Origin of the sequence: Streptomyces sp. NBC_01171 (genome assembly GCF_045039805.1) — a bacterium.
GTDB lineage: Bacteria > Actinomycetota > Actinomycetes > Streptomycetales > Streptomycetaceae > Streptomyces.
The window spans coordinates 3,927,891-3,949,750 of record NZ_CP108609.1 but is presented as its reverse complement, the minus strand read 5'-3'; the positions used below and the strand labels follow the sequence as shown (position 1 = coordinate 3,949,750).

The 21,860-nt window shown below is 69.3% G+C and carries 8 protein-coding genes; 1 reads left to right on the top strand and 7 read right to left on the bottom strand.

Features of this window, described 5'->3' with window-relative positions; translation table 11 throughout:
- Positions 1–184: 184 nt before the first annotated feature.
- The 4 genes from OG448_RS18290 to OG448_RS18275 all read right to left on the bottom strand — a co-directional run bounded on the left by OG448_RS18290 (position 185) and on the right by OG448_RS18275 (position 13,611).
- Positions 185–613, bottom strand: a complete 429-nt coding sequence (locus OG448_RS18290; RefSeq protein ID WP_405555134.1) for an Imm1 family immunity protein — start codon at positions 611–613, stop codon at positions 185–187.
- Positions 610–11,526: a LamG-like jellyroll fold domain-containing protein gene (locus tag OG448_RS18285; RefSeq protein WP_405555132.1), complete on the bottom strand. Its 10,917-nt coding sequence runs from the start codon at positions 11,524–11,526 to the stop codon at positions 610–612. The genes OG448_RS18290 and OG448_RS18285 overlap by 4 nt, the downstream gene beginning before the upstream one ends.
- A gap of 329 nt (positions 11,527–11,855) precedes the next feature.
- On the bottom strand, positions 11,856–12,572 hold the full coding sequence (locus OG448_RS18280) for an HNH endonuclease family protein (protein ID WP_405555130.1): 717 nt from the start codon (positions 12,570–12,572) through the stop codon (positions 11,856–11,858).
- Positions 12,573–12,726: 154 nt separating this feature from the next.
- On the bottom strand, positions 12,727–13,611 hold the full coding sequence (locus OG448_RS18275) for an SCO6745 family protein (RefSeq protein ID WP_405555128.1): 885 nt from the start codon (positions 13,609–13,611) through the stop codon (positions 12,727–12,729).
- Between the two features lie 114 nt (positions 13,612–13,725).
- On the opposite strand from OG448_RS18275, the gene OG448_RS18270 reads away from it, so the two are divergent.
- Positions 13,726–14,319, top strand: coding sequence for a TetR/AcrR family transcriptional regulator (locus tag OG448_RS18270; protein WP_405555126.1), 594 nt, complete (start codon positions 13,726–13,728; stop codon positions 14,317–14,319).
- Between the two features lie 96 nt (positions 14,320–14,415).
- On the opposite strand, the gene mfd is transcribed toward OG448_RS18270, so the two are convergent.
- From mfd to OG448_RS18255, 3 genes are all read right to left on the bottom strand, one after another.
- On the bottom strand, positions 14,416–17,961 hold the full coding sequence (mfd, locus tag OG448_RS18265) for a transcription-repair coupling factor (RefSeq protein WP_405555124.1): 3,546 nt from the start codon (positions 17,959–17,961) through the stop codon (positions 14,416–14,418).
- Positions 17,962–18,249: 288 nt separating this feature from the next.
- Positions 18,250–20,829 carry an ABC transporter permease gene (locus OG448_RS18260; protein WP_405555122.1) on the bottom strand — a complete coding sequence of 860 codons (2,580 nt, stop codon included), beginning with the start codon at positions 20,827–20,829 and terminating at the stop codon, positions 18,250–18,252.
- Entirely contained in the window at positions 20,826–21,614 is a 789-nt protein-coding gene (locus OG448_RS18255; protein ID WP_405555121.1) for an ABC transporter ATP-binding protein, read from the bottom strand. Before OG448_RS18255 ends, OG448_RS18260 begins: the two co-directional genes overlap by 4 nt.
- Positions 21,615–21,860 lie beyond the last annotated feature (246 nt).

Here is a 21,860-nt window from a genome sequence, read left to right as displayed (position 1 = left end):
ACCCAACACCCGTGCCACGCGAAAAGCAGAACTACTTCAGAACGTCCTCGACACAGGAACGCCGGAACCCTCACCCTCAACCGCGGGTGGGGGCTCCGGCGTCCGACGGCGTTGCCGTCAGCGTTGCCGTCAAGCGCCCTTAGGCGGACGAGTCCTGACCAAGGGCACTATTTTTATTGGAAGCCTAATACTCTTCCCTTTGCCATTCGATGCACGTGGGAACCTGACCACCGCTGGCGAGAAACTCCTTCACCGCCTGACGGACAAGCTCGATGGGAATTTCCGAGCCCGGCATGAACTCCCGCACATGACCGAGGAGCATATATTCGCCTACTCCGCGATCCGTCGAGCCCTTCGATACATAACCGTCATCGGCCGCGAGAGTCAGTGCACCCATCTGGGCGACTCTATCGACTCCGACCGCCATCTCGTGATCTCGATACCCCGATGGCATCGTTGGGCGGTCAAGCGAGTAGACCACGGCGCAATTACGATCGTGTTGCCCGTCCAGCAGGGCATCGATGAACGAGTCCACGTCATCCGCACTGACGAGTAGAGCGGGAGTTCTGGTGTGCTCAGGCCGGAACTGCACCTCAAGCCCCTTGATCGTCATCCCCTACCTCCGAAAAGACGATTCATCATCTCGCCCGTTTCCTTGTCACGCCAGTGCACCCTCAACGTCTTGCCACCCAACAACGAGTCCAAGACATTGGAGCAAGAAAGGGCAGGGGCCGCCTTGACGCATGGCCCGCCCTCATTATTGATCACCACTTCGGCGTGATCAACCGCTTGCTTTTCCATCATGTCGACCACCTTCATCTCGACGTGGTCGGCATCTCCCCAGTCAGCCCTGCTACCCCATTTACCGAGACCCCTGAGCCGGTCAGTGATAGACCGCTTCGTCGCTCTGGTAGCGGGATCGCCACCGCCTCCGCTGACTATGGTTTCGTCGCTGAGAGTACTACGCCCACTCGTCGGCCCTGCGTGATTCGGCCGAGAGGGTAGCTTCGCCAGTTCACACTCGGCATCGAAGTTGTGAACCAGAACCGGCGTGGCCGCAGCCTCCACATAATACGTGTGGAGGGTGCCGATGGTGAGGTCGTACGTCGTGGTGCTCGCGTGGTAAAGGCGGACACCGGTGACCTGGGCCGTGCCGGTCGGAGTCTGGAGGACGTCACCCGGCTTGAGGTTCCTGGCTTCGACGAAGGCCGACTGGGTCTCGTCGTAGAAGGGGTGGTGGAAGGTCGTCGTCAGGTGCGCGGGCTTCGGCTCGGCAGCCTGTGTCGAGGACGCCGAGCTGACCGCTGCCACCGGGGACGTCGCCGGGTCACTGCCACCGTGGCCATGGCCGGCCGACAGCGCGCCCAGGACGGCGGCCGACGCTGCCAGGCCGAAGGCCGCCTTGCGGGCCGCCTTCTTCGCCAGGGACTTGGCGCCGGCCTTCACCGAACGCTTGCCGCCCGCCTTCTTGATCGCCAGGTCCACGAAGTCGTGGTCCGTGTGCGTGACGATCACCGCGGTGACCTTGTGCGCCTCGGTGCCCTTGGCGCCGGGGACCGAGTTGGCGATCGTGTCGCCGACCTTGATGTGATCGATGGCCTTGGTCGTACCGTCGGCCATCAGGACCTGCGTCGAGCCGGTGAAGCTGTGCGGAATCGGGCAGCCGGCACCCTCCTCCGCCGGTGCCTCGTCCGAGTGGGACTGGGACTTGGTTCCCGACGCCTCCGATTTCGCCGCTGCCGCGGCTTCGTCCGTCGCGTCGGCCGTAGCCGATTCGCCGGCTTCTGTGGCTCCCTTGCCGAAGAGGCCGCCGGCTACTTCCAGGGCCTTGGGGGCCGCCTTGGCGAGGATCTTGCCGCCGAGTTCGCCGAGGGCTCCGCCGGCGGCGCCGGTTACCGCGCCCTCGACCGCCGAGCCCGCGAAGGCGCCCACGCTGCAGTCGTCACCGCCGTTGTCGGCGCACTTGAAGCCCTGTTCGACCAGGGCACCCGCCGCGCCGGCGACGGCCGCGCAGCCGATGGAGCCGATGCCGGCCGTGAATGCCTCGCAGCCCGCGAAGACCGCGGTGGAGACCACGATCGACGTGATCGCGGCGGCGTGGTTCTTGACGAACTTCGTCGCCGTCTTCGCCGCCTTGACCGTGGCGTGGTAGGCCGTGCGGGCGGCATGGGCCACCGCGTGCGCGGCCTTCCTCACCGCGTGGGCGACCTTCTTCGCCGCCTTCTTCACCGCGTGGACCACTCGGTGCGCGGCCTTGCGCACGGCGTGGTACGCCGAGTGCACCGCATGGACTATCTGGTGATACGCGCGTCTGACGTGCCGTGCCGCGTAGTGGTAGACGCGGCGCACAACCCGGACCGTGGCGTGGTAGACGTCCCGCACATGGTGCGCGACCTTGTGCGCCACGTGCTTGACCGCGTGGACCACCTTGCGGGCCACGTGCTTGGCCGCGTGGTAGACCTTGTGCGCCACGTGCTTGACCGTGTGGGCCACATGGTGCGCGGCCTTCTTCGCCCCGCAGACCACGTCGTACCAGGAGCAGTTGCCCGACTCGTCGGTGCCCGCGAGCGGGTTGTCGTCGACGTAGGCGAACGGGTTCGCCGCCACCGAGTTCGGCACCGCGTCCAAGGACATGCTGTCCTTGTTGAGGAACTGCCCGGTGCCCGGGTCGTACCAGCGCGAGGCGGTGCCCACGTCGCCCGTGCCGGGCTCGGTCCAGCCGGACTGGAAGCCCAGGTGGCCGGTGACCGTGTCGGTCGGTGAGACCACCTTGCCCAGCGGGTCGTAGGAGGCCGAACCGGCCAGCGCGGTCGCGCCGGAGGTGAAGGTGCCGACCACGTCGTCGTGCTGGTCGGTCAGGGCCAGCACCCCGGCACCGCCGCCGACCGGCTTCACGCCGACCACACCGCCGCCCACGTCGTGGGTGTAGGTGAAGTCGCCGTCCGAGGCGATGGTGTTGTCGGCGCCCGAGTAGGCGAAGGTCCGCGTGAGTCCCCCGGCCGAGGTGTCCCGGTCGGTGATGTTGCGGCCCATCGCGTCCAGGTTGTACGCCTGGTCACCCGCGACGATCTGGTCGCCGAACGCGTCCGTCTTGTACGCCGTCGTGCCCGATGCCGACGACTCCTGGGTCATCGCGCCGCGTGCCGAGTAGTCGTAGGTGTGGACGCCGTCGGAGGTGAGCTGGTCGCGCTGGTCGTACGTGTAGACGTCCGAGCCCTTGCGGATGCGGTTGCCCGAGGCGTCGTACGCGTACGTCGTGCTGGTGGAGCCGTTGTTCCACGACGTGAGGCGGTTCGCCCAGTCGTAGCCGTAGGTGTTGCTGGACGCGCCCGACACCCCTGTCGTCGTCTTCGACGTCAGGTTGCCGTTCTTGTCGTAGCCGTACGTGAAGCTCGCCAGCGTCGACGCGCCCTGGACCAGGGTGTCGGTGGTGAGTTCGTGCGCGGTGTTGTATCCGAAGGTGCGGGTCTGGCCGGTCGCACCGTACTTGACGGACTTGAGCTGGTTGAGCTGGTCGTAGGAGTAGGTGAGCTGGGTGCCGGTCGCCGCGTCGTTGAGCGAGGACAGGCGGCCGGCGGTGTCGTAGCCGTAGGACGTGGTGCCCGAGGCGTCCGTGCGCGAGGTCATCGCGCCGTCGTCGTTGTAGGCGAAGCCGGACGACCCGGCCGAGCCCGACGTGGTGAGGACGTCACCGCGGTCGTCGTAGGTGAACGCGTCGTGCGTCGCGCTCTGGTGGTCGGCCGCTCCGGCGGTACCCGCCTCCGCCGTGTCCGCCGACAGCACACGTCCGTCGGTGTCGTAGGAGAAGCTGCGGGTGGCCGTGACCGCGTCCGCGCCGGAGCCGGACATCGTCTTGAGCTGGCCGTTGCCGTCGTACGTCATCGACGTCGTGGTGCCGCCCGGCAGGGTGACGTTCGTCGCCTGGCCGTCCGCGTCGTAGGCGAAGGTCGTGGTCGAGTCGGCCGCCGAGGTGAACTTCGACGTGGTCGGCTCGATCACCTTCTCCTGCTGGCCCCACGGCGTGTACGTGTAGCGCCAGGAGTTGCCGCGGCCGTCGGTGAACCGGGTGCGGTTGCCCGCCTGGTCGTAGCCGAAGGTCGTGGTGATCGACGTCGACGCGTCGACCGGCTGCGTCTCCTGGGTGATCGTCCCGGCCGCGTCGTAGGTGAACTGGCTGGTGTGACCGCCTGCGTCGGTCGCGGCGGTCATGTTGCCGACACCGTCGTAACTCTGCGACGTGCTCCAGAGCTGGGTGCCGCCGGCGTCGTAGGAGCGCGTGGCCGTCGGGTCGCCGGACGCGTTGTAGTCGGTCGTCGTATAGGTGCCGTCCGCCAGCGTCGTCTTCGCGGGGTTGCCCTCGAAGTCGTAGGCGTACCTGGTGGTGTTGCCGGCGCCGTCGGTGACCGAGGTGATGTCGCCCGCGCGGTTGTAGGCGTACGTGGACGACACACCGCCGGGGCTGGTGGTCGAGGCGACGTGCGCGCCGTAGGGGTTGCCGGTGGTGACCGCGTAGGAGTTGGTGGAGGTCAGGGTCCGGGTCGACGGGTAGCGCTCCAGGGTCGTCCGCGTCAGCGGACGGCCCATGAAGTCGTACGTCGCCTGGGTCTGGGCGCCGGTCGGGTCGGTCGCCGAGAGCTGGTCACCGGCCGTGTCGTAGACGGCATGGGTCTTGGTGCCGTCGGGCGCGGTGGTCTGGACGACGTCGCCGAGCTGGTCGTACAGGTTCGACGTGGTCTTGCCGCCCGGCGTGGTGACGGAGGTCTGGTTCCCTTCGCTGTCGTAGGTCCACACGGTGGTTCCGGCGTTGGGCTGCGCGGCGCCGGCCGGGGTGTAGGACGGCAGGGTCTCGGAGACCTTGTTGCCCTCCGCGTCGTACGCCGTGTTGGTGACGAGGAAGTTGGGGTCCCTCTCCTCGACGGCCTCGCCGAAGGTGTTGAACCCGGATGTGGTGACCGGACGGACGCTGCCGGGGTTGGTGCCGTCGGTCTCCGCCTGGACCGCCGGGGCGGTGGTGAGCGCGAGGTTGCCGGCCTCGTCGTAGACGTAGTCGGTGGTGTGGTTCTCCGCGTCCGTCATCGACGACGGGAGGCCACGCTTGTCGTAGGCGTACTTGGTGGTCTGCGCGGTGGACGAGCCGACCGTGCCGCCGGTGCGTCCCTTGCCGTAGAGCGAGGAGACCTCGGTGGCGGACAGGGCCCGCTGGTAGACCTGCACGTTGGAGACGCCGCCGGGCAGGGCGTCGCTGTCGGCGCCCGCGTACTTGGCGCGGCCGATGGTCAGCGGCCCGGTGGCGGCCCATGGAGTGGTGTTGGTGCCCGCGGTGCCGGACTGGCTGCCGTTGACGTACAGCTTCATGGAGCCGTTGGAGGCGTCGTAGACACCGACCACTTGGGTCCACGCACCGACGGCGGGGACCGCGGTGGAGTACGCCGCCGGGAACGTCGGCCCGGCCGCGTCCTTGCTCGTGTCGTCCAGGCTCCACAGCGGCGAACCGGCGTGCGCGTAGTTGTACTGCAGCATGAACGCGCTGTTGGTGGTGCCGTTCTGCGCCACGATGGTCGCGTTGCGGGTCGGCAGCGAGCTCATCTTGACCCACGCCGACACGGTGTACGAGGCGGTGGTGTCCAGCACCGGACCGTTCGTCGCCACACCCTGCGCGGTGGACGTCCCGGCGAGACCGGCGGACGAGTCGGTCCAGGTGACGTTGCTCGCCTGACCGGTGTTGCCGGTACCGGAGGAGTCGGTCACCGAGGTGCCCGAGCCCTGGTCGAGCTTCCACCAGCCCGCCGGATGACCCGAGGCGTCCCCGTACAGCGTCTCGCTGAGCAGGTTGCCCATGTCGTCGTAGGTGTCGGTGGTGGTGCGGTCGTAGCCGGAGGCGTCGCGGTCGGTCTCGCTGGCGACCTGGTCGTCCGGCGTGTAGGAGACGGTGCTCACCCGGTCCACACCGGTCGGGTCCAGCTCCGTGGACGTGGTGCGGGAAGCGGCGTCGACGGTGTACTTGGTGACCGTCTCGCCGTTGTCGGAGGTGGACTGGAGCAGGTTCCCGGCCGCGTCGTAGGTGTCCGACTCCAGCACGTAGGTGCTCTTGCCGTCACCGCTCTTCTTCGTGACCGTCGCGGTCAGACCGTCGTCGGTGTACGTGTAGGCGGTGACGTTGCCCATCGCGTCGGTGATCGACGCGAGCCGGCCCGACGGGTCGTACGCCCGCGAGGACTCGGTCAGCAGTGTCGCGGGCTGCGGGTCGGTCGGGTCGCCCGTGTACATCAGGCCCTGCGTGAGCAGGTTGCCCTCCGCGTCGTACGTGTACCGGGTCTCGTCGCCGGCGCTGGTGACCTCCTTGGTCTTGTTGCCCGAGGTGTCGTAGCCGTAGGTGGTGGTGTTGCCGTAGCTCGCGCCCGCGGCCACATTGGCGTCCGCCTCGGTCGCCACGTGGTCGTACGCGTCGTAGGTCCACGTCTGCGTGCGCGGCTGGTCGCCGCCGCTCGCGTCCGACACGGTCTGCGAGGTGGTGTTGCCGTCCTCGTCGTAGACCGTGGTGGTCGTGGGCCGGTGCGTGGCGCCGCTGACCCGGTCGGTGATCTGCGGGTCGTCCTCCCTGGTCACCTGGCCGGCCGCGTCGTAGGTGTACGTCGTTGTCAGACCGGCCGGATAGGTGTCGGAGACCACGTTCTGGGTGCTGACCTGGCCGACACCGTCGTAGGTGTAGGAGGTCACCAGCCCGATGCCGTCCGTGGTGGACGCCACGTCACCGTTCTTGTCGTAGGCGACCTGGTTGACCGCGCCGCCGGGACTGACCGTCTTCACCGGCAGTCCCGCGGGCACCACACCTCCGTCCGCGGCCGGGTAGGTGGCGGTGCCGTCGCTGTAGACGGTCTGCGTGGTCCGCCCGTTCGGGAAGCCCGGCACTGCGGGACCGGTGATCGCGGTCTGGTTGCCGGCCGGGTCATAGGTGTAGGTCGTCAGGTAGGTGTTGTCACTCGCCGACGTGGAACGCCCGTCCCGCTCGGTCAGCAATTGGTCGTTGCGGGGGTCGGCGGTGGTGAGCTGCGCCGTCGTGTCGTCGGGGTAGTACGTGTAGTACTCGGTGTTGCACTTGTTCGCCGCCTGGTCCTGGCAGGACGTGGAGGAGACGATGTTGCCGCGCACGTCATGACCGGTGACGGTCATCGAACCGTTCGGGTCGGTCACCGTGCGCTCGAAACCGGACGTGTCGTAACCGAAGCTGGTGGTGTTGCCCAGGGCGTCGGTCTCGCTCAGCAGACGGTTGCCGTGGGTGACGTCGTACGTGTAGCTGAGCGTGGCGTTGGTCGGCGTCGTCACCGTCACCGTCTTCACCGGCAGCAGGCCGGTGGAGTTCAGCGCCGCGTCGTACTGCGCGTCGACGTCGTCCGCGGAGAGCTGCGAACGGTAGACCGCGGCCTCGGCGATCGAGCCCTTGAAGTAGGTGGCGTAACCGGTGTTGTCCGTGCCGCTGCTGTGCGCCTCGTCGGGCCAGTTGCCGCCGAGGTAACCCGCGCCCACGTAGGTGTAGGGCTGGCCGCTCATCGCGGCGGTGCCGGTCTGGGTACCGACCAGGTTGCCGTCCAGGTAGAGGGACTGGCTGGTCGCCGACGTGGAGAGCACGACGTGGTGCCACTTGTCGTCGGTCACCGCCGACGCGGTGCCCAGCGGCTTGGTGGAGCCGCCGGAGAAGTAGAACTCTCCGTACAGCTTGCCGCTGCTGCCCACGTAGAGAAGGGGCGTGTAGGCGGTCGGGGTGGTGGTGCCCAGCGGGTCCTTGGAGGCGCCGACGAGGACACCGTTGGCGGTGGCCGTCTTGAACCACATGTCCACCGACTCGGGGCCGGTGCCGGGAATCGTGCCGCTGGGCAGCGTCACCTTCGAGGACGTGCCGTTGAACGCGCCGGTGGTGTGGTCGCTGAACGGACCGGCCGAGCCCAGCGTCACGGACGAGTAGGTACCCGTCCCGCCGCGTACCTCGTCGAGCGCCGTCGTGGCGCCCGCCGACTCGCCGAAGCGGTAGTACTGGCTGGGGGCACCCCCGAGGACCGCGCCGCGGTAGGTGTTGCTGGAGCCGGTGATGGTCGCCGGGTTCAGCTTCCACACACCGCCGTTCTCGTCGGTCAACTGGGTGACGCGAGCGGCGTTGGTGTCGTAGGTGATGCCGGCGAACGCCTTGCCCGACGGGCGGGTGACGGTGGTCAGCAGCGGCGAGGTCTTGGTGGCCGCGGTGTGGATGCGCGACACCTGGTCGGCGGTCAGCGCGTCCGGGTACAGGGCGACGTCGGCGATGGTGCCGTTGAAGTAGGTCGGGAAGCCCTGGTTGCTCGTGGTCGAGTAGTGGGGCTCGTCCGGCCAGGTACCGCCCAGGAAGCCGGCACCGATGTAGGTGTGGTTCTGGAGCGCGCTGTGGTAGCCGTTGCTGTAGGAGATCATGCCCGAGCGCGTGCCGACCTTGGCGCCGTCCAGGTACAGCGTCTGGAGCGAACCGGCGCCCGCGAGCACGACCTCGTGCCAGGCGCCGTCGTTCACGGCGGAGGAGCTGACGATCGGGGAGACGCCGGTGCTGTTCCAGAACTCGGCGTTGAGCCTGCCGTCCGTGCCGACGTAGATGCCCGGCGTGTACTGCCCCTGGGCCATGGTGTAGCTCAGCGGCAGCGTGGAGTAGGAGAACAGCACACCCGGGGCCGTGGTCGTCTTGAACCACATCGACATGGTCTGCTGGTTGGAGCTGGAGACCAGGCTCGGCGGCAGCTCCGCGTAGGAGGAGGTGCCGTTGAACTTCGCGGCGGTCGCGGTGGAGCCGGCCAGCGGGCCTGCCTGACCGAGAGTGACACCGCTGTACGTGGCATTGTCCGTGCCCTCGCTGTCACCGACCGAGCTGGCGGCCGTGGTGCCGCCGGCCTCGTTGAACTGCCACAGCTCCGACGCCCCGGCGTTCTCCACCTCGGTGCGGAACTGCGAACCGCCGGTGTATCCGTACGTCGTGCACTTGGTCGTCGACAGCGGTGAGCAGACCTTGGTGAGCTGGTCGTTCGTGTAGCCGTACGTCCAGGTCTGCGCGCTGGAGGAGTCCTTCGGGTCGACCGGGTCGGTGACGACGGTCGCCACGTGGGCCGCGGTCGCGCCGGCGGGTGTGGACCAGGTCAGGTTCAGGGACCGTCCGGAGACGGCGGACTTCATCCTGGTGACGTGTCCGGAGGTCCAGGTGAGGTCCACCGAGCGGTTGTTGGCGTCCTTCACCGACGAGATGCCGGACACACCGGTGCCCAGGGGCTGGGCGAAGGTGTAGACGGTGTCGTCCTTGTCGGTCAGCGTGTAACCGGCCGGGGAGGCCTGCGTGCGCAGCATGGCGAATCGGCCGGAGGGCGCGGAGAACGTGCCGTCGGAGTTCTTGCCGAAGCCGACCTCGGAACCGTCCGGGTAGGTGACGACGACACCGGTCAGGGCGCCGGCCGCGCTCTTCTGCTCGGTGACCTTGGCGTCGAAGATGCTCGACCAGCCGGCACCGAACGCGCCGGATATCCGGAAGTCGCGGGAGTTGTAGTCACGCTCGACATCGAGGCTCGGGCCGACCGTGGAGATCGACGCGTCCGTGTCGGAGGTCGTGTAGTTGCCGATGGTGGCGTCATAGCCATGGTCACTGCTGTTCTGCGACAGCTCCGAGGTCAGGAACGGCTGCGGCACCTCCGTCGTCAGCGCGGAGGAGGGGGAGACCGTGGAGTACTTGGTCCCGTCGTATGCCTGTGCGGTCCAGGTGTAGGAGGTGCTCCAGGCCAGCTTGCCGGCCGGCACGGTCCAGTTCGGCGTGGTCACGAGACCGGAGTCCGCGACCAGGGCGCCGGAGGCGTTGTAGACCTTGAAGTCGTACTTCTGCGCCGCCGGGTTCTGCTGGAAGTCCGCGAACGCCTGGAGCTCGGGAGTCAGCGTCGTGATCGAGGAGTTGTTCGCCGGGAAGGTCGCCTCCACCATCGGGGCGACATCACCGGTGTAGTCGTACACGATGTACGGCTCGTCACCGGGGTAGGCCATGGAGCCGAACTGCTTCCAGTGCAGCGCGTCCGTGGTCGCGGCGTAGATCGCCAGGCCGTGGTCCGCGGTGGTGCCGCTGGCCCACTTCTGCATCGCCGCCGTGTCCAGCGGCACCGTCACCCAGTCGCCACCGGACTGGTCACCGGTGGTGTTGGCACACGCGTTGGCCACCGTCGGGGTGACACTGCCGATCGAGGCACCGTGCGCCGGACCGGGGTAGGTCATCGCGTCGGTCGGGTCCCACGCGGCCGATACCTGCGCGACGTTGAACGCCTCCGGCGTACAGGTCGAGGCCCATATGTCGTACAGGTGCAGGTTGGCCGAGACCAGGGAGACACCCGAGCCGTCGAAGCTGTCCCGCCAGTCCTGCACGAACGAGATCGCCGAGTGCGAACCGGAGTCGTAGGAGCCGATCTTCAGGGTCTGCTCCTGCGACCGGTCGGCCACCGGGTAGCCCGACTCCGTGTACGTGCTGTGCACGTAGTCCCACACCGAGGTGTCCGGGTCGACCGTGACCGGGAACTGGCGTGCCTTGGCGTGCAGCCACGCGGGGTTCAGCGTCATCCGCAGCGCGGGCTCACCGTGCGAGGTGACCAGCTCGTACGACACCGCGTGCGTCGTCGCCCGCTCCCCGGACACCTTGTCGATCTTCGAGTCGAACGCATAGGCCGACGGGATCGAGGCGACACCCTTGCCCTTGGCGTCCCGCAGGTCCACGCCGCCGGACTTGTTCAGCTCCGCCGTCAGCCCCTTCAGGTGAAGAGGGAACACCCAGGAGTTCGCGGCGTCCGCCGAGTGCAGCACCAGCGCCTGCCGCAGACCCACCGACGTGGACGTCAGCTCCAGATCGGTGTCCGGGAGCACCTCCGGGTAGGCGACCGTCGACCCCTTCGCCACTCCGGGGACCTTCGCGGCCCCTTCGAGGGCGAACCCGACGCTCTTGCCGTCCTTGCCGAACGAGGCGAGATCGTCGTCCGCCGCCTTCGGCGCGAAGCCGACGTCCACCGCGTTGGACTTCTCGTCCCACCGGCCGTCAGGACCACGGGCGACAGCGGTGTCGATCTGCTGCCATTCACCCTTCGGGTCCTTGTAGTTCAGGGGGAAGGGGGACACCTTCCGGCTGAACGAGCCGTCCGCGTTGTGGTAATACGTCGACTTCTGCGTCGACCGGCCCGACACCCGCTTGCTGGTCCGGGGGTTGAAGCCACGGAACGAGGCACTCAACCCGGCCTTCGCCGACGACTTGTGCGCCTTGTACGCGCCCAACTCGCCCCGGCCATGCCCCGGCTTGTGCCCTGCGCCCCGATGGGCGCGGGTCGCGGCGGCGGACACATGGTGTCGCTTGCCGGCCGCGGTACCGGATTGCTGGTGCGGCAGTTTGCCCCAGTGCGGGTCGGTGAACCAGGAGGCCCACGAGGACAGACTGGCGCTCGGCAACGTGACGCGACCGAGTTCCAGGCCCTCGGCGAGGGCCTGATCGGTCGTGAACATCAGTGCCAGCGCGGTGAGTACGACAACGGCGACCGAGCGCCGCAGACGTTGAGCACGCCGTGCGGGTCTAGGTCGACTGAGTGGCCTGGTAGGCACGGGCTCGACTCCAGCGATCAGTAAGCGACAGATAAGCCCACTGATCCTGCCGTTGTGCACACCCTGTGGACAGGCGCGAGGGGTGATCTTGCGCAACTCTTGAACGCCGCTTGCTCAACCGGACCAGTTTGTCGATAAATACTCCTTTGCAGCTTGTGAACAACTTTGCCGTCACATGATCGAATGCGGACCGAACCAACACATGGACGGAGAACGGGTGATGACGATCCGTCTCAGCGGGCCCGGAAGCGGGACGGGGCGTTGGTGGGGTTGCCGCCTGTGGGGAGTTTCTGGGCGGGGCAGGAGGTGAGGATCTTCTTCATCGCGGACTTCTCCGCCGAGGTGACCCACAGGTCGTACTTCTTCTTCACGGCGACCTGGGCGGCGACGTAGGTGCAGCGGTACTTCTTCTCCGGAGGGACCCAGCTCGCGGTGTCGCCGTCGCCCTTGCCGCGGTTGGTGCTCGCGTCGACCGCGATGAGGTTCAAGGGGTCGTTGGCGAGGGCTATGCGCTTGCTGCTGTCCCAGTACTTGGCGCCCTTCTGCCAGGCGTCCGAGAGGGCGACGACATGGTCGATGTCGACCAGGCTGCGGCCGCGCCGGTAGGTGACCGTCTTGCCGGAGTACGGGTCGGGCTCCAGCACGCCGAAGGTGACCTTGCACTTACCTCCGCTGAACCTCACCTCCTTCAGGTCGCGCTTGAGGATGTCGTCACGGGTGTCGCAGGAGTTGGAGTCGGTGTCGGCCCAGGCGCTGCCGAAGCGCTCACGGGAGTAACCGGTCTTCGGTGCCCGGCCCTTGACCTCCAGTGAGTCGACGGCGGACAGTGCGGCACCCTTGGCGCCCGTCGGCTCCGCGCCGGAAGAGCCGTTGACCTCTTCGGCCTTGCAGCCCGTCACGGCGGTCATCACGACCATGGCGGTGACCGCCCCGCCCCACAGACGCTTCACGTGCGTCCCCCTCGTTCGCCCTGGTCCGTCCGCGGACGCGGGCGGAGAGATCCGCCCTCCACCGTAACGGCCGCTCACCGCTTGGTGGATAGGAACAGAAGGGGCGTACAGCGTCATTCGGGGCCCTGGGCGTCTGCCGGTTCGCGCGCCTTTCTCAGACCTTGCCTATTCCCAGGGTCGATTCGGTGGGCAGCAGGCCGGAGGAGAGGACCGCGACCCAGTGGTCGCCGAGGAGGTCGCCCAGGCGGTCCGCGCCCGCCCGGCCGAGGGACTGCCAAGGGGCGGCGGCCAGGCGGTCGGTGTGCTCCTCGACGCGGCGGCGCAGGACGCGGCCCTCCTGCGTGGCCGTACCGTCCGGCTCCACCAGGCCGCGCGCCGCGAGGCGTTCGCGGGCGGCCGCCCATTCCTCGCGGCTCCAGCCCCGGCTTTCGAAGCGTTCCACGGACGCGGCGCCTATCGCCGCGAAGGACACCAGGGACTCCACGGGATCGAGTCCGGCGACGAGCAGGGCGGCCAGGTGGCCGTCGCCCCGGTGTTCCCGCAGGATCGTGGCCGCGTGCCACAACTGGAGGTGCGGGGCCTCGGGCCACGGGAGTTCCGCGTTGGCCGCGGCGAGGGGTCGGCCCTCGGTGCCGGCCGACTCCGCCGCGCGGCGGGCCAGGGCGGCGGCCTCGGCCAGTCCGGGCCCCTCGACACCGTCTCCGAGTATGGCGCGGTAGGCACGGTCGATGCCGCGCAGGCGGGCCGCCAGTACATCCCGGGGGCCGGCGATGTCCCACGTCCCCTCCATGTGCCGGGCGACCATGCGCGGGCTGAAGCTGTAGAAGGCCGAGGTCGCACGCTCGGCGCCGACCTCTCCCAACGGGGCCGCACGCAAAGGGAAATAGGCGGGCCAGCGATCCTCGGTGCCGTACCCGAGCGCGGCCATCTCCTCTTCCACCTCGGGTGCGTAGTAGAGCAGGGCGTGGAAGGGCTCGAGCAGGTGCCAGAGCTGGCGTACGCGGGCCGTCTCCACCGTTTCCAGTGTCTTCTCGGACATGCCGGTCCCCTCCCCCGGATGCGACCGTCGGCCGGTCGCCTTCGACTTGACACTGACTAGATTGCCGGGACAAAAGGAACTTGTCAATGACTAGATTCCGCGTATTCTGGTTCCATGAGTCCCTCGAACTCCGCGTCCGCGGACCGCCGGACGTACCACCACGGCGACCTGCGGCGGGCCGTGCTGTCCGCCGCGCTCGACGTCATCGCCGCCGAAGGCCCCGGTGCACTGAGCCTGCGCGACCTCGCCCGCCGCGCCGGGGTCTCGCACGCGGCGCCCGCGCACCATTTCAAGGACCGGACCGGCCTGCTCACCGCGATAGCCGCCGAGGGGTTCGGCCTTCTCGCGGATGCCCTGCGGGAGGCTCCCGGCCTGCGTGAGGCCGGCGTTCGGTACGTCCGCTTCGCCCGCGAGCACCCCGCGCACTTCCAGGTGATGTTCAGCCCGGAGCTGCTGCGCGCCGAGGACCTGGAACTGACCACGGCCCGCGCCCTGGCCGGTGACGCCCTGAGCCAAGCCGTCGCCACCGTCGACCCCGGCGACCGGGGCCCCGACGCCCGGCTGGCCGGGATGGCCGCCTGGTCGCTGGCCCACGGCTACGCCACTCTGCTCCTCGGCCACAACCTCGACAACCAGATGGGAGAGGAGGACCCGGAGGACACGTTCCGCGCGCTCACCGCGATGCTGTTCCACTCGGCGGCCGACTGACACGGGCCCGGGCAGCGGGCAGGCAGCCGAGAGGGCCGGGAGAACCACCGCTCCCCCAGCCCTCTCGACCGGACTGCGCCCTCAAAGCCAACTGCCTCAGGACCCCAGGATCGATGCCAGGAACTCCCCGACCCAGCCCAGGAGTTCACGGCCGACCAGCGGCTTGCCGCCGACCTTGGCCGTCTTGGGACGCGGCACCAGCACCTGGTGCGCGGTCGGCTTGATGACCGAGCCCGGGTACAGCCTCTTCAGCCGCAGCTCCTGCGATTCGCGCAACTCCACCGGCGCGAAGCGGATGTTGGGGCCCTGGAGGACGATCTCACCGACGCCGCAGGCCCGCGCGAGCATGCGCAGACCGGCGACGAGCAGCAGGTTCTCCACCGGTTCGGGCAGCTTGCCGTAGCGGTCGGTGAGTTCCTCGCGGACGGCCTTGATGTCGTCCTCCGAGTTGGCGGAGGCAATGGACCGGTACGCCTGGAGGCGCAGCCGCTCGCCCGGCGCGTAGTCGTGCGGGACGTGCGCGTCGACCGGCAGCTCGATCTTGACCTCGAGCGGCGGCTCCTCCACACCTCCCGCCCCAGGCTCCCCCGTCTCCAACTGACGCCGGTAGTCGGCCACGGCCTCGCCCACCATGCGCATGTACAGGTCGAAGCCGACGCCCGCGATGTGGCCGGACTGCTCGCCGCCGAGCAGGTTGCCCGCGCCGCGGATCTCCAGGTCCTTCATGGCGACGTACATGCCGGCGCCCATCTCGGTGTGCTGGGCGATGGTGGCGAGCCGTTCGTGCGCGGTCTCGGTGAGCGGCTTCTCCGGCGGGTACAGGAAGTAGGCGTACCCGCGCTCGCGGCCACGGCCGACGCGGCCGCGCAACTGGTGCAACTGGGAGAGGCCGAAGTTGTCCCCGCGCTCCACGATCAGGGTGTTGGCGTTGGAGATGTCGATGCCGGACTCCACGATCGTAGTGGAGACCAGGACGTCGAACTTGTTCTCCCAGAAGTCCACCACGACCTGTTCCAGGGCCTGTTCGGACATCTGGCCGTGGGCCGTGGCGATGCGCGCCTCGGGGACGATCTCGCGGAGCCGGGCGGCCGCGCGGTCGATGGACTCCACGCGGTTGTGGATGTAGAAGACCTGGCCCTCGCGGAGGAGTTCGCGGCGGATGGCGGCGCCGATCTGCCGCTCCTCGTACGGTCCGACGAAGGTGAGGACCGGGTGGCGCTCCTCGGGCGGGGTGGTGATCGTGGACATCTCGCGGATGCCGGTGACCGCCATCTCCAGGGTGCGCGGGATGGGCGTGGCGGACATGGTGAGGACGTCCACGTTGGCGCGCAGCTTCTTGAGCTGCTCCTTGTGCTCGACGCCGAAGCGCTGTTCCTCGTCGACGACGACCAGGCCGAGGTCCTTGAACTTGGTCTCGGAGGAGAACAGGCGGTGGGTGCCGATGACCACGTCCACCGAGCCGTCCTTGAGCCCCTCCAGGACGGCCTTGGCCTCGGTCTCGGTCTGGAAGCGGGACAGGGCGCGCACGTTGACCGGGAACTGCGAGTACCGCTCGGAGAACGTGCCGAAGTGCTGCTGCACCAGCAGGGTGGTCGGCACCAGGACGGCGACCTGCTTGCCGTCCTGGACGGCCTTGAAGGCGGCGCGGACGGCGATCTCGGTCTTGCCGTAGCCGACGTCGCCGCAGATCAGGCGGTCCATGGGGACCGACTTCTCCATGTCCTCCTTGACCTCGGCGATAGTGGTGAGCTGGTCCGGGGTCTCCGCGTACGGGAAGGCGTCCTCCAGTTCGCGCTGCCAGGGGGTGTCGCCGCCGAAGGCGTGGCCGGGGGCGGCCATGCGGGCGCTGTACAGCCGGATCAGGTCGGCGGCGATCTCCTTGACGGCCTTCTTGGCGCGCGCCTTGGTCTTCGTCCAGTCGGCGCCGCCCAGGCGGTGCAGGGTGGGGGCCTCGCCGCCGACGTACTTGGTGATCTGCTCCAACTGATCGGTGGGGATGTACAGCCGGTCGCCGGGCTGGCCGCGCTTGGCGGGGGCGTACTCCACGACCAGGTACTCGCGGGTGGCGCCCTGGACGGTGCGCTGCACCATCTCGATGTAGCGGCCGACGCCGTGCTGCTCGTGGACGATGTAGTCGCCCGACTCGAGGGTGAGCGGGTCGATGGCCTTGCGGCGGCGGGCGGGCATGCGGGCGCCCTCGCGGCCGGCGGCCTTCTGCCCGGTCAGGTCGGTCTCGGTGAGGACGGCCAGCTTGAGCGCCGGGTCCACGAAGCCGTGGTCGATCGAGCCGCAGGAGACGTGGACCACGGACGGGCTCAGCTCGTCGAGGTCGGCGTCCAGCCGGGCCGCGATGCCCTCGCCGCCGAGCACCTCGACGGTGCGGGAGGCGGGGCCGTGGCCCTCGGTGAGGAACACCGTGCGCCAGCCGTCGGAGAGCCAGCCCTTGGTGTCGGCGAGGGCGCGGGCGGTGTCGCCGCGGTAGGTCTCGGGGGCGCGCATGCCGAGCTTGAGGGTGTCGCCGCCCAGCTCCTCGTCGGCGGCGAACGGCGAGACGGACCACCACATCATGTCCAGCTCGCGCGCGCGGTCCCGCACGTCCGCGATGGACCACAGGGAGGCCGCGCCGACGTCGATGGGCGCCTCGCCGCCGCCCGCGCTGGCCGCCCAGGAGGCGTGGAGGAACTCCTGGGAGGTCGCGACGAGGTCGGAGGCGCGGGTACGGACCCGCTCCGGGTCGCAGACCACGGCCATCGCGTTCTCGGGGAGGACGTCGAGGAGCAGTTCCATGTCGTCGACGAGGACGGGGGCGAGGGACTCCATGCCCTCGACCGCGATGCCCTCGGCGATCTTGCCGAGCAGTTCGCCCAGCTCGGGGTGCTGCTCGGCGAGGGCACGCGCGCGGGCGCGTACGTCGTCGGTGAGGAGCAGCTCGCGGCAGGGCGGGGCCCACAGACCGTGTTCGGCGACCTCCAGGGAGCGCTGGTCGGCGACCTTGAAGTAGCGGATCTCCTCTACGTCGTCGCCCCAGAACTCGATGCGCAGGGGGTGTTCCTCGGTGGGCGGGAACACGTCCAGGATGCCGCCGCGTACGGCGAACTCGCCGCGCTTCTCGACCAGCTCCACGCGCGCGTACGCCGCGGCGGCGAGGGCTTCCACGACCTCGTTCAGGTCGGCGGTCTCGCCGGTGCGCAGAGATACGGGTTCCAGGTCGCCCAGGCCCTTGACCTGCGGCTGGAGTACGGAGCGAACCGGGGCCACGACGACGGAGACGGGGCCGGTCTCGGGGTCGTCGGGGCGGGGGTGGGCCAGGCGGCGCAGTACGGCCAGGCGGCGGCCGACGGTGTCACTGCGGGGGCTGAGGCGTTCGTGCGGGAGGGTCTCCCAGGAGGGGTACTCCACGACGCCCTCGGGCGGCAGCAGTGAGCGGAGCGCTGCGGCCAGGTCCTCCGCCTCGCGGCCGGTCGCGGTCACCGCGAGCACCGGGCGGGTGGTGTCCCGCGCCAGGGCTGCGATGGCCAGGGGGCGGGCCGCGGGGGGACCTACGAGGTCGATGTGGGGGCGGTTGCCCTCCTTGGCCGCGGTGATCGCTTCCGCGAGGGCGGGGTCCTTGACGACGGCGTCGAGCAGACCGTGCAGGCTCATGGAGGGGCTTTCCGTCCTGGGGGTGGGAACGCGAATCGCCCGACTCGTCGTACGGGCCGGGGGTCTTCCAGCGTACGACGCTGCGCTCCGGCTTGGCGGGGGCTGTGGATAACGTCTGCTTCCTGGGGGGCCTGTGGTGCAGTCGGCGTACCAGGGGGCCCTTCACCCTGGACCCCCGGTTTCCCGCCGGGCCCGCCCGTCTCGGCTCGCTGAAAAAGGCCGGCTTGGAAAGCAAACGCCGGTGCCGGGAGCCCCCGAGCTCCCGGCACCGGCCCCTGTCGCTCCCCCTCACTCCGTAGCGATAGCGCTCAGCACATTCATCCGCCCCGCCCGGAACGCCGGGATCAGCGCCGCGAACAGCCCCACGAAGGCCGAGGCGATGAAGACCGTGATGATCGTCGGCCAGGGAATGTCCAGCACCTTCAGCCCCTGCAGGGCCAGGAGCTTCTGCGCGGTGGCGCCCCAGCCCATGCCCAGGCCGAGGCCGAGGAGGGCGCCGAAGAGCGCGATCACCACCGACTCCAGGCGGATCATGCGGCGGAGCTGGCGGCGGGAGAGGCCGATGGCTCGCATGAGTCCGATCTCGCGGGTGCGCTCCACCACCGAGAGGGCCAGGGTGTTCACGACGCCGAGGACGGCGACGATGATGGCGAGCGCCAGGAGGCCGTAGATCAGGTTGAGGAGCTGGCCGATCTGGTCCTTGAGGGCCTGCTTGTAGTCGGTCTGGTCGCGGACGGTGTACTGCGGGTAGTCGTGCAGGGACGCCTTCAGCGCCTTGTACGCGGCGTCCTGCTGGCCCTCCTTGGCGGTGGCGAAGAAAAGCAGGTCGAGCGGCATCTTGTCGGCCGGCACGTACTTCTTCGCCGTGGCGATGGAGACGTACATGGCGCCCTTGTCGACCACGACCTCGTCGCTGGTGATCGCGCGGACCGTCAGCTCGGCGGTACGGCCGTCCTTGAAGGCGACGTCGACCTTGGAGCCGAGCTTGATGCCGTGGTCCTTGGCGAAGCCGGCGAAGACGGACATGGAGTCGGCGCCGTAGGCGTCGGCGAGGTCGCCCTGGACGGTCTTGGTGCGCAGGTCCTCGGCGTAGGTGGGATCGGCGGCGTTGAGGGTCTCGTTCTTGGAGACCTTGCCGTCCGGCGTGGTCATGGTCACCGGGAGGACCTTGTACTCGGTGACCCGCTCCAGCCCCTCGGTGCGCTTGAGGGCGTCGACGGCCTGCGGGGTGATGACGGAGCCGTTGTCGCTCTGGACGATGAAGTCCGCGCCCACCGTCTTGTCGAGCTGGTCGGTGGCGGAGGCCACCATGGACGAACCGACCACGGACAGGCAGGCCACCAGGGCGAGGCCGATCATCAGCGCGGCGCCGGTCGCGCCGGTGCGGCGCGGATTGCGCAGCGCGTTGCGCTCGGCCATGCGGCCGACGGGGCCGAAGACCCTCAGGACGATCGCGCCGAGGACGCGCACCACGCCGGAGGCGAGCAGCGGGCCGATCACCACGAAGCCGATCAGGGTGAGCACGATGCCGAGGCCCAGCCAGGCCGAGCCGGTCGTGGCGTGGTCGGCGGCGGCGGCCGCGGCCAGGCCGGCGGCGCCGGCGCCGGTGAGGACCAGGCCGATGACCGCGCGGATCACGCCGGCCCGGGCGTCGGCCGGGGCGCCCGCGTCGCGCAGGGCGGCCATCGGGGAGATCTTGCCCGCGCGGCGGGCCGGCAGGTAGGCGGCGAGGACGGTGACGACGACGCCGAGCACCACACCGGCGACCGGGGTGGTCCAGGCGACCGTCAGATCGTCCGTGGACAGGTGCATGCCGATCTGGCCCATGAGCTTCATCAGGCCGACCGCGATCCCGACCCCGGCGCCCACCCCGAGCACGGAGCCGACGACGCCGAGCAGCAGGGCCTCGATCAGCACCGACCGGTTGACCTGGCGGCGGGAGGAACCGATGGCCCGCATCAGGCCGATCTCGCGGGTGCGCTGGGCGACCAGCATCGAGAAGGTGTTGATGATCAGGAAGATGCCGACCAGGAAGGCGATCCCGGCGAAGCCGAGCATCGCGTACCGCATGACGTCGAGGAAGCTCTTCACGTCCTGCTGGTTGGCGTCGGCGACCTCCTTGGCGGTCTGCACCTTGTAGCCGGTGCCGAGGGCGGCGCTCACGTCCCGCTTGAGGCGGGCGTCGGTGATGCCCTGGGCGGCGGTGACGTTGACGTTGGTGAAGACGCCGGTGCGGCCGACCAGGGCCTGCTGGGCGGTCTTCGTGTCCAGGTAGAAGATCGCCGCGCCGGGGTTGGTGACGGTGAAGGTGGCGATGCCGGACAGGCGCGCGTGGTGCGTGCCGACGGCGGTGATGACCCCGATGTCGTCGCCGAGCTTCAGGTGGTGCTTGTCGGCGGTGTCGGCGTCGACCATGATCTGGCCGGGACCCTGGGGCGCCGCACCGGTGGTGATCTTCATGGTGCGGGCGTCGTTGGCGTTCCAGTTGCCGACGATGGTCGGGGCGCCACTGGTGGGCGACAGCTTCTCCTTGTCGCCGTCGACCACGGTGACCGAGGTGGAGAACACGGTGCCCTCGGCCGACTTCACGCCCGGCGCCCGTTCGATCCTGCCGACGACGGCGGCGGGCAGGACCGGCGGCTTGCCGGTGTCGGAGGTGGTCTCCCCGGTGTCGGAGGCGCCCTTGGCGCTCACCGTGACGTCGGAGGACGTCACCTGGAAGAGCTTGTCGAAGGTGGTGTTCATGGTGTCGGTGAACACCAGGGTGCCGCAGACGAACGCCACCGAGAGCAGGACCGCGATCGCGGAGAGCGCCATCCGGCCCTTGTGCGCGAGGAAGTTGCGCAGCGAGGTCTTCAGGACGGTCATGATGTGCGCCCCCGCGCGTCGAAGTCCTTCATGCGGTCCAGGACCTGCTCGGCCGTGGGCTTCAGCATCTCGTCCACGATCCGGCCGTCGGCCAGGTAGAGCACGCGGTCCGCGTAGGAGGCGGCGACGGGGTCGTGGGTGACCATGACGATGGTCTGGCCCAGCTCGTCCACCGAGCGGCGCAGGAAGCCGAGGACCTCGGCGCCGGCGCGGGAGTCGAGGTTTCCGGTCGGCTCGTCACCGAAGATGATCTCCGGCCGGGCGGCGAGCGCGCGGGCCACGGCGACGCGCTGCTGCTGGCCGCCGGAGAGCTGGGTGGGCCGGTGCCTGAGCCGGTCCGAGAGCCCGACGGTCTCCACGACCCGGTCCAGCCACGCCTTGTCGGGCTTGCGGCCGGCGATGTCCATGGGCAGCGTGATGTTCTCCAGCGCGTTCAGCGTCGGCAGCAGGTTGAACGCCTGGAAGATGAAGCCGATCCGGTCGCGGCGCAGCCGGGTGAGCTTCTTGTCCTTCAGACCGGTGATCTCGGTCTCGTCCAGGTAGATCTGACCGCTGGTCACGGTGTCCAGACCGGCGAGGCAGTGCATCAGGGTGGACTTGCCGGACCCGGAGGGGCCCATGATCGCGGTGAACTGGCCGCGGGCGATGTCCACGTCGACGTGGTCGAGGGCGACGACGCGGGTCTCCCCGACCCCGTAGGCCTTCACGACCTGCCGCGCTCGTGCGGCGACGGCCGTAGGCCCTCCAGTACCCCCGTGCCTGGGAATGGTCACAGCCGATGTCACGGTATGTCTCCTATGCGGGTCGATCGCGGGCGACCTGGATCGCGGTGCGATGCGTGAGTGGAGTGGTGCGGGCCGGGACGTCCGTGCGCTACGCCTCGAGTCTGGCCGTGGCGGGGGGTGCCGCACGCTGGTGCGGGCCCCCGTTTCCCGGGGGGAAATCCCTACCCCCGGGGTTCGGCCAGCCGCCCCCCTGGCGGCATAAAGACAGACTAAGGACGGGGCATGCCCGCCCTCGTCCTCCGCGGG

Coding starts and splice junctions, on each gene's coding strand:
- OG448_RS18290 (WP_405555134.1), bottom strand. CDS start 613: ATGACGATCAAGGGGCTTGAGGTGCAGTTCCGGCCTGAGCACACCAGA.
- OG448_RS18285 (WP_405555132.1), bottom strand. CDS start 11,526: ATGTTCACGACCGATCAGGCCCTCGCCGAGGGCCTGGAACTCGGTCGC.
- OG448_RS18275 (WP_405555128.1), bottom strand. CDS start 13,611: ATGTCCGAGAAGACACTGGAAACGGTGGAGACGGCCCGCGTACGCCAG.
- OG448_RS18270 (WP_405555126.1), top strand. CDS start 13,726: ATGAGTCCCTCGAACTCCGCGTCCGCGGACCGCCGGACGTACCACCAC.
- mfd (WP_405555124.1), bottom strand. CDS start 17,961: ATGAGCCTGCACGGTCTGCTCGACGCCGTCGTCAAGGACCCCGCCCTC.
- OG448_RS18260 (WP_405555122.1), bottom strand. CDS start 20,829: ATGACCGTCCTGAAGACCTCGCTGCGCAACTTCCTCGCGCACAAGGGC.